The organism is Psychrobacter sp. SHUES1, from assembly GCF_001652315.1.
GTDB lineage: Bacteria > Pseudomonadota > Gammaproteobacteria > Pseudomonadales > Moraxellaceae > Psychrobacter > Psychrobacter faecalis.
The window spans coordinates 1-13,162 of the sequence record NZ_LXWA01000047.1; the positions used below are offsets into that span (position 1 = coordinate 1).

The 13,162-nt window shown below is 43.8% G+C and carries 10 protein-coding genes and 2 tRNA genes; 2 read left to right on the plus strand and 10 right to left on the minus strand.

The annotated features are described in order from the left end of the window. Positions 1–153: 153 nt before the first annotated feature. The 3 genes from A7325_RS06175 to A7325_RS06185 form a co-directional block, all read right to left on the minus strand. Complete coding sequence (locus A7325_RS06175) at positions 154–807, minus strand: RDD family protein (protein WP_068405779.1); 654 nt, start codon at positions 805–807, stop codon at positions 154–156. A 248-nt stretch (positions 808–1,055) separates the two neighbouring features. Next, positions 1,056–1,132: transfer RNA gene (locus tag A7325_RS06180), tRNA-Arg, on the minus strand. 184 nt (positions 1,133–1,316) lie between these two features. Then, positions 1,317–1,406: transfer RNA gene (locus A7325_RS06185), tRNA-Ser, on the minus strand. A 466-nt stretch (positions 1,407–1,872) separates the two neighbouring features. Between A7325_RS06185 and A7325_RS06190 the strand changes: the two genes are divergently transcribed. Continuing rightward, entirely contained in the window at positions 1,873–2,667 is a 795-nt protein-coding gene (locus tag A7325_RS06190; RefSeq protein ID WP_068405782.1) for a hydroxymethylpyrimidine/phosphomethylpyrimidine kinase, read from the plus strand. Between the two features lie 103 nt (positions 2,668–2,770). Here the strand turns inward: A7325_RS06190 and A7325_RS06195 are convergent, their stop codons facing one another. The 5 genes from A7325_RS06195 to ppx all read right to left on the minus strand — a co-directional run bounded on the left by A7325_RS06195 (position 2,771) and on the right by ppx (position 8,907). After that, positions 2,771–3,340 carry a YggT family protein gene (locus A7325_RS06195; protein WP_068405786.1) on the minus strand — a complete coding sequence of 190 codons (570 nt, stop codon included), beginning with the start codon at positions 3,338–3,340 and terminating at the stop codon, positions 2,771–2,773. 167 nt (positions 3,341–3,507) lie between these two features. Then, positions 3,508–4,341 carry a pyrroline-5-carboxylate reductase gene (proC, locus tag A7325_RS06200; protein WP_068405789.1) on the minus strand — a complete coding sequence of 278 codons (834 nt, stop codon included), beginning with the start codon at positions 4,339–4,341 and terminating at the stop codon, positions 3,508–3,510. Between the two features lie 168 nt (positions 4,342–4,509). Then, a complete protein-coding gene (gene tilS, locus A7325_RS06205; protein ID WP_068405792.1) occupies positions 4,510–6,105 on the minus strand; it encodes a tRNA lysidine(34) synthetase TilS in 1,596 nt (531 codons plus the stop codon). A gap of 175 nt (positions 6,106–6,280) precedes the next feature. Beyond that, on the minus strand, positions 6,281–7,084 hold the full coding sequence (locus A7325_RS06210; RefSeq protein ID WP_068405795.1) for an acetyl-CoA carboxylase carboxyltransferase subunit alpha: 804 nt from the start codon (positions 7,082–7,084) through the stop codon (positions 6,281–6,283). Between the two features lie 281 nt (positions 7,085–7,365). Further along, complete coding sequence (ppx, locus tag A7325_RS06215) at positions 7,366–8,907, minus strand: exopolyphosphatase (protein ID WP_068405798.1); 1,542 nt, start codon at positions 8,905–8,907, stop codon at positions 7,366–7,368. Positions 8,908–9,333: 426 nt separating this feature from the next. Between ppx and A7325_RS06220 the strand changes: the two genes are divergently transcribed. Beyond that, complete coding sequence (locus A7325_RS06220) at positions 9,334–9,759, plus strand: DUF962 domain-containing protein (RefSeq protein ID WP_082894317.1); 426 nt, start codon at positions 9,334–9,336, stop codon at positions 9,757–9,759. A 99-nt stretch (positions 9,760–9,858) separates the two neighbouring features. Here A7325_RS06220 and A7325_RS06225 read toward each other — a convergent pair whose 3' ends face one another. Beyond that, positions 9,859–11,589: an AMP-binding protein gene (locus tag A7325_RS06225; RefSeq protein WP_068405801.1), complete on the minus strand. Its 1,731-nt coding sequence runs from the start codon at positions 11,587–11,589 to the stop codon at positions 9,859–9,861. 266 nt (positions 11,590–11,855) lie between these two features. After that, positions 11,856–13,157 (minus strand): glutamate-1-semialdehyde 2,1-aminomutase, encoded by a 1,302-nt coding sequence (hemL, locus tag A7325_RS06230; RefSeq protein WP_068405804.1) that lies wholly within the window; start codon positions 13,155–13,157, stop codon positions 11,856–11,858. Positions 13,158–13,162 lie beyond the last annotated feature (5 nt).

Genomic DNA, 13,162 nt, shown 5'->3' on the forward strand with positions numbered 1-13,162 from the left:
GAGCAGCGTAAGTTGCGGTTTATTAAAGACTTTTTAGGGTCAAAGTCACTCAAATAGCATGAATTATGTCCATTAGCGACTACCTTCTACTTTTTAGCATGAATTTTGTCCATTACACCGAATCTAATTAAGATTCAGCTTTTTTTATGCTATTTATTTATCCTGCTTACGGTTTCTAATCACCCGCCATAGCCCTTCATTTTCTGTTTTCGGCATTTTTAAAGTGATGGTATTTGATAGCATGTCTTGTATTGCCAAACCGCGACGATTAAACAGACAAAAGGCATAGTTGAAAACAAAGCCCAAAAAAGCACTGGTCAATAAGATAGCGCGTGAACCACCGATGACACTACCGATGAGTCCAAATATCAGCGGCATCAGGCTCGCCGCCAAGATACGTTTGAACGACTGCCCCCACGTAAGCAGGTGACCATCATTATTGACCGTTTTTAAGCGCCACGTTTGCATACCTAGTGTTTGCCCACCGCGGCGCCAAAATAGCCCGTAGAAGCCCACCAGCGTCAGGATAAACGAAGGGGTCATAATAAAGTTTTGATACCATGTCGGTAGCGATCTGGCTTGCTGTGACTGCGTGCCCGTCTCCATCGTCAATAGCGTACCAATTACTGTCAGCACCGTACCAACCAAAAACAGTAGTGCCAAAATCAACATACCATCATAAAGGATGGCCGCCATACGCGTGCCTGGCTTGGCAATCACTGCCTCTTCGGCAACGGAGTCTTGATGCGCTGAGTTGTTGCGTGGCGATTTTGCTTTAGTAGCAGCTTTTGGTGATGATTTTGACATGATACCAGCCCATAACAAGCGAAAAATAGAGCGCTCATTGTACCGTAATTCAGGCGCTTAGCGTACCTTATGATAAGACAAGACTTTTGGTACAAGGGCAGGAGAATTTGAGTTTAGGAAAAAACATCAATACCAGATTGTACTGCTATAAAAATGACAGACATAAAAAAATCGCCAAATTGTCATAAGACAGGCGATTAATTTAGTTTAGCTTAATGGTTACATGAACAAATAAGCTAGTATGCAAATGGTGCGCTTGGAGAGATTCGAACTCCCGACCCCTTAGTTCGTAGCCAAGTGCTCTATCCAACTGAGCTACAAGCGCGTACTTTGCACATTATCTACTGAATTATTCAAAAACAATTGCAGTAAATTAGGTTGGTTATTATATAGATAATCTCGCTTGTGTCAACTTATTTTTTAATTAAATTCAAATTATTTTTGAATGTTAATCTAAAATATCATTAACGCTATTTTTGCGTCATTACTCTTTATAACAACTGAATAAATGGCGGTGAAGGAGGGATTCGAACCCTCGATACGCTTACACGTATGGTTCCTTAGCAGGGAACTGGTTTCAGCCACTCACCCACTTCACCGGACGATTTAAGACGCTTATCAAAATATTTTTATAAAAACTATTTCTCTAAACACAGTATCGATGCTAATGATACGTCTTATGCCGTGGGCGAGTATTATAACAAAGCCGAAACGAATTGCAAGCCTTGTCTACAGATTTAATGCCGCTTTTGTCATAATTGTTAATTTAAATGGTTTTATTATTCTCTAGGCATAAGGAATATCTTATTTAGCGGTGAGTTTCAGAATTTTTAGGTTTTATTACTTATAGTCAAAATATCCCAAAATCGCTACGGGATTGCTGATATCAATTTTTTGTAGCCTCTGTCTGCGCAGGCACAGCAAGCAAGAAAAATTGATATCAGCAGATGTATTGATATTACTTTCCACTGATTATATTTACCAAAATCTGCTGGCTATGGCTTTTTGGTCAATGGATGGCTATAGTATTTATCATTCATTATAGGACAAATAAAAGGAAGGGTTATGCGACCGGTAGTACTGTGTTTTTCAGGATTGGATCCGTCAGGTGGTGCTGGATTACAAGCGGATATCGAGGCAGTCGGTCAAGCAGGCGCGCATGCCGCCATCGCTTGTACGGCAATCACCATTCAAAACTCGCAGCAGGTATTTGGTTTTGAGGCTTGTGCTGCCGCCTTGCTAGAAGCGCAGGCGACCACAGTGCTCGATGATTTACCTGTGCGCGTGATTAAGTCAGGTATGCTTGGCACCACTGACAATATCGCTATGCTGACGCGTTTATTTGCTGAACAGGTTATCGCAGCTGAGACGCCATTTGTACTCGACCCGGTATTGGTTGCCAATAGCGGCGGTAGCTTAGGTGATGAGCAAACCTTGGTAACGGCGTTTAGAAAACTACTGCCCTATGCGGCGTTAATCACCCCAAATACGCATGAGCTACGCGCCTTAAGCGGCGAGCAAGATTTGCATATCGGTGCGCAAAAACTATGCGCCCAAGGCACTCAAGCGGTATTGGTCAAAACTTCACACGACTTTGATAGCGGTGATATCGAGCAATATCTATATATCAAAGGCGAAATGGTGCATAAAAGCGTTTTACCGCGCCTAAAAGGCGAATTTCACGGTTCTGGTTGCTCATTAGCGAGCTTTATCGCTGGACGTTTGGCGATGGGTGACGCGCTTATCGATGCGGTAAAAGCGGCAGATAGTTGGATTACCCAAACGCTGCGTGCCGCTGATGCGCCGCACCCTAATAATGCCAACGCTCAATTGATACCCAATCGCTTTGTAGAATTTTAGAACAATCTATAGATGGTAAATAAAGAAAGGCGCTCTATATTTTATAGAGCGCCTTTTGTATCTTTTATAGAATCGCTAGTTTTTTAAATTTTATTAAGCCAGCCTAACCCAACATCGGCATAAAGCTAGATGCTAAGCCACCGATAAAGATTTCCAGCAGATAAAAGGCAAAGAAAGCAATCATTGGCGATAAATCAATCATGCCCAAATTTGGCGTAATACGACGAAACGGCGCTAAAATTGGCTCAGCCAACATAACAATAATACCAATAATCGGATGCTGAGACTGGGTAAACACCACAATCCAGCTGACAATGATAGAACCGATGACCAGATAGCGGCACATGCGTAAAAAGTCTAATATCAAGCTGATAGTACCAGTAAAAAATAGCGGCACAGGCGCGATACCTTTATGGGTCAATGCCGCCTTGCCAGAGATATCAATCAGGCGAATTAAAAACATCAAGACAATGGCAGCAATACTGATACGACCTTGGCCGACGGTGGGGAAAATACGCCCAAATACATCAACGATATGGGTGGCTCTATAAGCAGGCGCAATCATAGGGTTGCTGGCATCCATGCCTGCAAACTGCAGCATAAAACGGATAAATACCAACATCATGGCGAAGGTGGTGATCAAATCAAAAATTTGCAATAACAGGTTGTTCATGAAGTGCTACTCAAGGTGACATTATTAACGGGTTTTAGGATGACGAATGTCATTATCAGGCATTTTTATGACTTTAAGTTTTTTATGACTTTAAGTTCTTATAATTATTAATAAGGCATCTCATCAACCGCGACATGCCCTATCAATAGCGTACTAGCTATTCAGTACTATTTACTCATCTCTTCGCTTAGCGCTTGGCTACGATCGGCGCAAGCTTGCATGGCTTCAACGATTTGACGGCTGATGTCATTGGCCTGCATGGACTCGATAGCTGCTTGGGTGGTACCATTTGGTGAAGTGACTTTACGGCGTAGCTCGCTTGGTGCATCTTCACTACGCAGCGCCATTTTCGCCGCGCCAAGCATGGTTTGCATCGCTAGCGCTGAAGCTTGCTCTTTATCCAATCCTAACGCGACTCCGCCATCGACCATCGCTTCGATAAAGTAAAACATATAAGCGGGCGCTGAGCCTGATACGGCGGTGACCGCATGCATGTGCTCTTCATTATCGACCCACATGACCAGACCTGACGCTTCCATTACCGCAGTTGCCAATTGCTTTTGTTCGGCAGAAATATTATCCGTACCGTACAGACCAGTCGCACCCATTTGAATCATCGCTGGCGTATTTGGCATCGCACGAACAATATTGCTATAGCCGCCTAGCATATTTGATAACAGCGCAGTCGATAATCCTGCTGCCACTGAAATCACCAGCTGCGTGTCTAAAACGTCAGCAAAACCACTGACCACCACTTTCATGACTTGCGGCTTGACTGCCAATACCACGATGTCAGCACCGATAACCGCCGCTTTTGCATCGGCCGTTGGATCGACCGTATTCAATCCTTTAGCAGCCAATTGCTCGCGCGCATCACTGCTCGGATCAGCAACGGTAATCAGACTCGGTTTGACGCCGCAGCTGATAAGTCCACTAATCAAAGCCTGCGCCATATTACCGCCACCGATAAAGCTGATTTTTTTATTATCTAATACTGACATACGTGTCTCCTATTCAAAAAATGCAAAGGCACTCAAACTAACATAATGATAGGTAAAATGACACTCAGTTTACCATACTGCTACTGGCGTCGTTTGATAAATTGAAAGACTCAGTAATGGCGTTGCTGTTTAAGTAATTATCACTATAGAACGCACCATATTTATTATTTAACAGGTTTTATGCAGAGTTAAATGGCTGTTGATAAATGCGACAAGCTGTTTTACATCTACACTAATATTCGCCTGCTCAGCATTCAACGCCCAGCTTTCAAAAGGTGATAATAATAAAATAGGCAGTTCTATCGGGCAATCGTTCTCTAAAGGCTCATTTTTACTACTTTCTTTATTCATAAAAGTAACGCTCACTACTACCAAACTCTCACGCAGCCATGATGGAATAGCCAAGGTTTGATAGAGTTTTTTACCAGATTGCGGGCGCGATGCCAGTGCGGTTTGTATACGCTGTTGCCTGTCTAATGGTGCAAAGGTTACCTTCACCTTATATTCATAGCTTTTTAATAGCTGCGTTACTTCATTTGGCAAAACTTTTAATTGCCAAGCAAATTTATCCTCATTACGTAAATTAATTGCAACAGGTTGTCTGCCAGTTGCCTGAACATCAGCCTTAATAAGATTAGACTCAGTAAAATTAGATAAGGTTTGAGTCTGCTTGGCAAGCGGCAACTCTAACCACTTGAGCCAATCACTACTTAAACGATAAAGCTGCTGACGATAGCGGCGAATGCTATAGGAATGCTTGCGACCTTGCCAAAAAAGCGCCGTTTGATGGTCATTATCATCACGTTGGCTTAGGCTTAACACATCATCAACGAGCTGTTTGGCTGTCGGTAATGGCTCATCTTGACCAAGCCAATGATGCAATAATTGTCGCTGACGATAAATCGGTAGTTTTTGCAATTTATCTATATTTAGCACGCGCTGGGCAGGCGGCAGCTGTAATGAGGCAACCTCTGTGTGCTGCAAATCCTCGCTTGCTTGGGCATTGATTATTAATTGCGCGTCACTTAATAACTGCGCGCTACGGGCAATATTATCAATAACGTTGGAGTTATAGCTCGCCAATATCGGCATGATGTCTCGACGTAGGCCGCTACGCACATTATCACCAGCATCGTTGGTTGGATCGTCGATATATGGCAGCTTTAAACGCTGAGTATAGGCGCTGATAGTGGCGCGTTTGATAGTCAGCCACGGTCGCCATAATACTATGCGAAGTGTGCCCTGCGTTTGAATGCGCCACGGCTGCATACCAGACAAACCATTCACCCCAGCGCCTTGAATCAGACGCATTAAAACCGTTTCCGCTTGGTCATCGGCATGATGAGCTAATAATAAAACGTCATCTTGATTAAGCTGCGCGCGCATCGCATCATAGCGCGCTTGCCGTGCGGCTTGTTCATCTCGACCATTGAGCTGCGCCTGTAAAATTCGACAGGGTATATTTTGCGCCTTCGCCCAATTAGCAACGTGCTGCGCCCAAGCGCCACTAGCCGCTTGCAGATGATGATTGACATGCAGTAATTGCGGCAAAAATGGCAGTTTACCGTGGCGATAAAGCTGCACACATAGCGCTGCTAATGCCAACGAATCTCGCCCCCCGCTACACGCCAGCCAAACTCGCCGACCATGTAGTTGCTCGCCATATTCAGCTAGACTTTTTAACAATGCCTCTGCTAGAACAGCATCGATAGGCAGTTCTGCAACTGGCTCAATGGGGTGTGGAAGGATGGCGCTACTGGTCATAATCTTTCTTATTTATTAGGTGGTTTTATTTACGTATCAATCAATTAAAACATAAACAAGTCGGCACAAAAAAACGCGCCATAAAATGACACGTTTTTATTTTAACATTAAGCGCAAAGCGATGTCGTTAAAAGCTAAGTCTAAGTAACTTAGCAATATACTTTCATATAAATGCTTAGCAAGGCAACATCACTTCTGAGTTAAAGGACTTCAATTTCTCATAACGCAGCTCGCAGCGCTCATCCGCATCCATATCTTTAAGCTCATCTAATTGCTCAACAATTAATGCTTTTAGCGCCGTCATGACTGGCTGCGGCTGAAGATGAGCACCCTCGCCTTCATCGATAACTGCGTCAATTAGGCCCATTTGATAAAGGTTAATGGCATTCAGTTTTAATGCTTCACTGGCATCTTGGGCTTTTTCCGCAGTTTTCCACAGAATAGACGCACAGCCTTCAGGAGAAATGACTGAATAAATACTGTTTTGGAGCATATTTACTTTGTCGCCAACGCCAATTGCCAATGCGCCACCTGAGCCGCCTTCACCAATAATAGTGACGATAACAGGTACTTTAAGGCTAGAGAATACGGCGATACTTTCAGCAATGGCTTGCGCTTGGCCGCGCTCTTCAGCACCGATTCCGGGGTAGGCACCTTGGGTATCGACAAAGGTCATCACCGGAATATTAAAGCGCTCAGCCATTTTGACCAAACGAATGACTTTGCGATAACCCTCGGGGTTTGCCATGCCAAAATTATGTGCGATACGCTCACGCGTGCTACGACCACGATGCTGACCAATTACCATTACAGGCTGACCATCTAGGCGCGCAAGACCGCCAAGAATAGCCTTGTCATCTGCATAAGCACGGTCGCCATGCAACTCATCAAATTCGGTAAACAGCTGATTGACATAGTCCATAAATAATGGACGTTTGGCATGCCGTGCAAGCTGAACGCTATCCCAGACGGTACTCATAGACGCTTCCCTTTCATAATTCTATATAATGTGGTGAGGGTTAATAATGGCTGTGTTAGTTAATACTGTTATTATCGACTCTCAAATAATGAAAGTACAGTTGTAAACTCAATAGAAGCTATAGTAGCACATCTTAAATCGCATGGCATTACTGACAACGCCGCTTTTGTTACGTTAATCCGTAGCACCATTATTATAATAGTAACGGCTTCGCATTAAGAATCAGTATTAAGAATCAGTACTAAGAGTCGGCATTAAGAAACAGTATGAGCAATCAGCCCTTATGCCTCAATTACACTGCCATCAACGACGTCTAGCTTTACGCCCCATTTAGCGAATTGCTCAATCTCCGTATGCAAGTCTGACAATAAGAAAGTATAGTGCTCACTACTCTCGCCAACGGTGATTTGCCAGCGGTTATTGTCAATCACTTTTAAACCCAGTTTTGGTAATTCATGCTCGCTACGGCTATGATGCGCGAGCACCGCTAAACGTAGCAGCAAACACAGATAAACCAGCGAATCGCCACCGATTATACAAGCCTGCTCTAACATATCCGCTTTGAGCTTACGGCGATGATTGAGCATCAGCTGCGCCATGCGTTTTTGATCGACCTGCGAAAAACCTGGAATATCAGAGTATTCAACCAAATAAGCACTGTGTTTATGATAGCCGCTATGCGCAATTGCTAAACCGATTTCATGTAATGACGCTGCTCGTCTAAGTAAATCACCATCTTCTGTACTAAGTCCGAGCTTTTCTTTGACTTGCTCAAATAAACTGCGGCTGGTTTTGACCACTTGTTTGGCTTGCTTTTTATCGCCAGAGTAGCGTTTAATCAGCGCAAGCACACTGCGGTCACGCACATCTTCGCTAGCAAAACGTCCAAGCATATCGTACATAACGCCTTCACGCAGCGCGCCATCTGAATACACCATGGTCTCAATGCCGAGCACTTTCATCACCGCTCGCAATACCGCAACGCCCGCCGGGAAAACCGCTTTACGGTGTTCTTTGACGCCTTCTAATTCAATGTCATCGACGTTGCCAATTTTAAGCAATAATTTTTCTAACTTTTTAACACCTTTATAGGTGATGCGTTCTTGTTCATCTGCCCAGCCTTTTGACACAAGGACGTTGCGCACCGCTTTAATCGTCCCACTTGAGCCAACCACACTACTCCAGCCGGTTTTTTGGTAACGGCCGTTAATCGCCAGCACTTCTTTGCGCGCCGCTGAGATGGCATTATTAAAGGCTTCTTTAGTAATTAAGCCGTCCGCAAAATACTTTTGGGTAAAGGCGACGCAGCCCATTTGTAAGCTTTCGGTCAATAACGGATCGAACTCTTGACCGATGATAAACTCTGTCGAACCGCCCCCAATATCGACGACCAACCGCTTATCGCTACTGGCATTGGTGTGCGAGACGCCCAAATAAATCAAACGTGCCTCTTCACGTCCAGCGATAATCTCAATCGGTTTGGGCAAAATTTTATTGGCCCGAGTAATAAAGTCATTGGCGTTTTTTGCTTGGCGTAGGGCGTTGGTCGCTACCACGCGAATACGCTCGGGCGGCACCGAATCCAAACGCGCCACAAAGCGGCTTAAGCATTCAAGACCGCGCTTTTCAGCCGCCGCGCCCAAGATATTATTCTCATCGAGTCCGGCAGCGAGCTGCACCTTTTCAGACATAGACACCACTTTTCGCACTTCACCGTGGTCGAGACGCGCAATCGCCAGATGAAAACTGTTGGAGCCGATATCAATAGCGGCCATCATTTCATCTTCAGCAAGTGGTGGATTTTTTAGGTAGTCTTTGGGCATAAGCGAGATTGTTACCGTATTAGATAAAGTGGTATTTAAAAGCTTTCAAGCTTTTAAAATAAAAAATATGAGCAAGTTTTGCCATTAAAGCATTTATGCCAAACGCTGGCAAGTCAGCGGCTACCATCGCTAAACACAGCTTGCAAAAACACCCAAATATCTAAGAAGGCTCAATTAAATACTGGCTAAACAGTGATTAAACCAGAACCTTAAAGTCAGTCTCTAACGCTTATTTTAATACAGTCGGTTTGCTACATTAAAAATGCGTTAGAATCTCATAATTAGCCGGTATATTGTAATAGATAACAAGTACTTACTTATATTATAAACATTGGTTATATAAGCTCATTACATAAAGCAGCGACCAATTTTGCGATTGAATACTCATCTTTATTTAAAACAACTAATTTGCAAGGAAGCAAAACCATGAATCAAACTACTACCCAAACCTTACAAAACAAAGCTGCCCAAACTGAAAATGCCGATACTCATATTAATAAACAAAGTAATGGCAAGCTTATCAAGGTAGCAGACCCAGCCAAACATAAATTTTATGATTTTTATCTAAATGAGCATCAAAATATGGCTTGCCGCCGTTTGCATTTCGCGGGTAGTAGCTTTGGCTTATTAGGCTTAGCAAAGTCTGTCAAAAATCGCTCAGCCAAACCGCTGCTTAAAGGCATCGCTGCGGGATATGCTTGCGCGTGGGTCGGGCATTTTTTCTTTGAGAAAAACAAACCTGCTACTTTTAAATACCCATTACAAAGTTTTGCTGGTGATATTCGTATGTTCACCGACGTGCTCCGCGGTAATTTGAGCTTAAAAGACCGTAAGTTCGATAAAGCGCGTTAAATTTATTGATAATAAACAGAAAAAACAAAAACTGGGCCAGTTTAAGACGCTAGCCCAGTTTTTTATGTTGTTATCAAAAATCTATTATTTAGCAGCTATTTAGCGTAAAGACTTACGAAGTATTTTACCTACAGCGGTTTTTGGTAACTCATCGATAAAATCGTAAGCTTGCGGACGCTTATAACCGGTCAAACGCTCTTTGGCAAACGCCGCCAATTCCTCAGCCGTTAAGCTGGAATCTCTTTTAACCACAAACGCTTTTGGCACTTCGCCACTGTGCGCATCTTCAATGCCAACGACAGCCACCTCGAGCACTTTAGGATGTTCCGTCAGCGCCGCTTCCACTTCATTTGGATATACATTGAAACCCGAAACCAAAATCATATCCTTTTTACGATCAATCAATGTCAAAAAGCCATTTTCATCTAACATGCCGATGTCACCGGACTTAAAGTACCCATCATCGGTAAAGGTCTCTGTATTATCCAAACCCCAATAACCCTGCATCACTTGTGGCCCTTTAATCCCCACTTCGCCGGGCACGCCAACAGCACAGGCGGCTCCTTGCTCATCAATGATTTTGATATCCATCATGGCTAAAGGTAATCCGACGCTACCATTAAAGCTATCTATCCCTGGTGGATTAAAAGAGATAACCGGCGACGTTTCTGACATGCCATAACCTTCATTAATAATCATGCCTGTAGCGCGCTGCCATCGGTCAGATACCGCTTTGATAATCGCGGTGCCGCCACCGATAGATAATGCCAAGCGACTAAAATCAAGCTCGGTAAACTTTGGATGATGGAGCATGCCGTTAAATAACGTATTGACCGAAGGAATCACATGCGGCTGATGCTGTTCAATGCTATTTACTAAGCCATCGATATCGCGCGGATTGGTGATCAATATATCTTCCCAGCCGCCATAAATACCCAGTAAACCACAAACCGTGAAGGAGAAAATATGATAGAGCGGTAAAGGGTTAAGTATCTTGATTTGCTCGCTGCGACCTGCTTCGACAACGCTGCCAAACATTGCATAACACTGGCAAATATTAGCCATCAAATTATAATGAGTAAGCATCGCGCCTTTTGGCTTACCCGTTGTGCCGCCCGTATACTGGAGTAACGCCAAGTCTTCGCGCGTGATGGTCGGTGGCTGAAACTGATCTGCATGGTACGCTTGCATAATATGAGCAAAGCTCACATAACGTTCTTGATGAGATTTTGCAACTGTAAGCTCATTTTCACCGTCATTTTCGGTTGAACAATGAATACTGTTAAGGATAGCAATATCATTATCGATAAGCTCAGCACTCGGATTGATAGAACAATGTACGACTAAAGACAGTTGCGCTTTAACCTCATCATCCAATTTATCGAAAGCTGCCGACATACCATCGAGAATCACCAATCCACACGCTTGAGAGTCTGTCAGCTGATGGGCCAACTCATACTGGGTATACATCGGATTGACATTTACCAATACTACCCCTGCGCGCAGACAACCAAGCAGCACCACCGCATATTGCAATATATTTGGCAATTGCACCGCAACACGGTCGCCCTTTTGAATGTTTTGTGCTTGTAAAAAAGCAGCAAAGCGGCGACTTGCAACATCTAACTGAGCAAAATTTAAGGTGGCAGCGCCCATGCTAAAAGCAATAGCGCTACTGTGCTGATCAATTTTTGGTTGTAATAAATCAAGCAGGTTGTCCTTACCGTTTAACACATCCAAATTATTTTCCAAGCCATATTGCTCGTAAGCTCGCTGCCATAATGGCGGAACACGGCTACTTGGCGCATTATTTTCAAAGCTATTATCCATCAAATTGCATCCTTGCTAAAACGTGATTGGTGCTCTCAGAATAGCACAACTTAGTCGTTGTATTATAGGTTCTAGAACAAGGATACTTTTAGGTTATAGATTATTTTCAAGCCTAAAAAACTTCCACCATTTATTAAAAATTCGTTTTATTAATACGCAGGCACAAAAAAACCAGCACGATAATCCTGCTAGTTTTTATGTTGCAGATATAAATTCTAAAGAACATTAAACTTTAAATTTTAGACAAGTAATTTTAACCAAATGATTTACGCTTTTGCCATTTCAGCAAAAATCTCATCAGCGGCGTTAATAGACGCTTCGATGTCTGTATCACTATGCTTGATTGACATAAAGCCTGCTTCATAGGCCGATGGCGCAAGGTAGATACCGCGCTCTAACATGCCATGGAAGAAAGTATTAAACACCTCCATGTCGCATTCGGTGACGTCATCAAAATTTTGCGGTACGTTTGTCGCCTTGTCTTTAACAAAGAACATCCCAAACATGCCGCCCAATTTATTGGTGCGCAGATTGATACCATGCTTGTCCGCCGCCGCTTGGATACCATCAATAAGCTGGTCTACTTTCGCAGATAATTGATCATAAAAACCATCAACGGTTAAGTCTTCAAACATCGCGATACCGGCGCGCATAGCCAGCGGGTTACCTGATAACGTACCCGCTTGATAAACGCCGCCAAGTGGCGCGATACAAGACATCACTTCTTTTTTACCACCGAAAGCACCAACGGGTAAGCCAGCACCGATAATTTTACCAAAGCAGGTCAAATCAGGGTCAATGCCAAAATGCGCTTGCGCGCCGCCAAGTCCGACGCGAAAACCGGTCATTACTTCATCAAAAATCAATACCGCGCCATTGGCGGTACATTCTGCACGCAAAGTATCATGGAATTCTTGGGTCGGAATGACCATATTCATGTTGCCGGCGATTGGTTCGACAATCACGCAAGCAATCTCACTACCCCATTTTGCAAAGCATTCTTTAATCGCTTGTGGGTCATTATAAGGAATAGTAATCGTATGCTTGGCAAAGTCCGCTGGCACGCCTTTTGAGGTCGGCTCGCCAATATCTAGCATCCCTGAGCCCGCTTTTACCAGTAAGCTGTCGGAATGACCATGGTAGCAGCCTTCAAATTTGACGATTTTGTCACGCTCAGTAAAGCCACGCGCCAAACGAATCGCGCTCATGGTCGCTTCTGTACCTGAGCTTGTCATGCGAATCATCTCAACACTTGGGACGATGTCGCAAATCTTATCAGCCACGGTGGTTTCAAATGGCGTTGGTGTACCAAAGCTCAAACCATCATCAGCGGCTTTTTTAACCGCATCAATGACTTTTGGATGCGCATGACCCAAAATCATCGGCCCCCAAGAGCCGACATAATCGATATAAGCATTGTCTTCGGTGTCATAAATTTTGCTGCCGTTAGCACGGTGCATAAAAATAGGCGTACCACCAACGCCAGCAAAGGCGCGAACCGGTGAGTTTACGCCGCCAGGAATATGTTTGCGGGCTTGCGCAAAAAGTTGTTCATTTTTAGTGCTCATAATTA

What these genes read in the sequence shown, in the direction of transcription:
- hemL (WP_068405804.1), bottom strand. Translation starts at nt 13,157, where the DNA reads ATGAGCACTAAAAATGAACAACTTTTTGCGCAAGCCCGCAAACATATT.
- A7325_RS06195 (WP_068405786.1), bottom strand. Translation starts at nt 3,340, where the DNA reads ATGAACAACCTGTTATTGCAAATTTTTGATTTGATCACCACCTTCGCC.
- tilS (WP_068405792.1), bottom strand. Translation starts at nt 6,105, where the DNA reads ATGACCAGTAGCGCCATCCTTCCACACCCCATTGAGCCAGTTGCAGAA.
- ppx (WP_068405798.1), bottom strand. Translation starts at nt 8,907, where the DNA reads ATGCCCAAAGACTACCTAAAAAATCCACCACTTGCTGAAGATGAAATG.
- A7325_RS06190 (WP_068405782.1), top strand. Translation starts at nt 1,873, where the DNA reads ATGCGACCGGTAGTACTGTGTTTTTCAGGATTGGATCCGTCAGGTGGT.
- A7325_RS06210 (WP_068405795.1), bottom strand. Translation starts at nt 7,084, where the DNA reads ATGAGTACCGTCTGGGATAGCGTTCAGCTTGCACGGCATGCCAAACGT.
- A7325_RS06175 (WP_068405779.1), bottom strand. Translation starts at nt 807, where the DNA reads ATGTCAAAATCATCACCAAAAGCTGCTACTAAAGCAAAATCGCCACGC.
- A7325_RS06220 (WP_082894317.1), top strand. Translation starts at nt 9,334, where the DNA reads ATGAATCAAACTACTACCCAAACCTTACAAAACAAAGCTGCCCAAACT.
- A7325_RS06225 (WP_068405801.1), bottom strand. Translation starts at nt 11,589, where the DNA reads ATGGATAATAGCTTTGAAAATAATGCGCCAAGTAGCCGTGTTCCGCCA.
- proC (WP_068405789.1), bottom strand. Translation starts at nt 4,341, where the DNA reads ATGTCAGTATTAGATAATAAAAAAATCAGCTTTATCGGTGGCGGTAAT.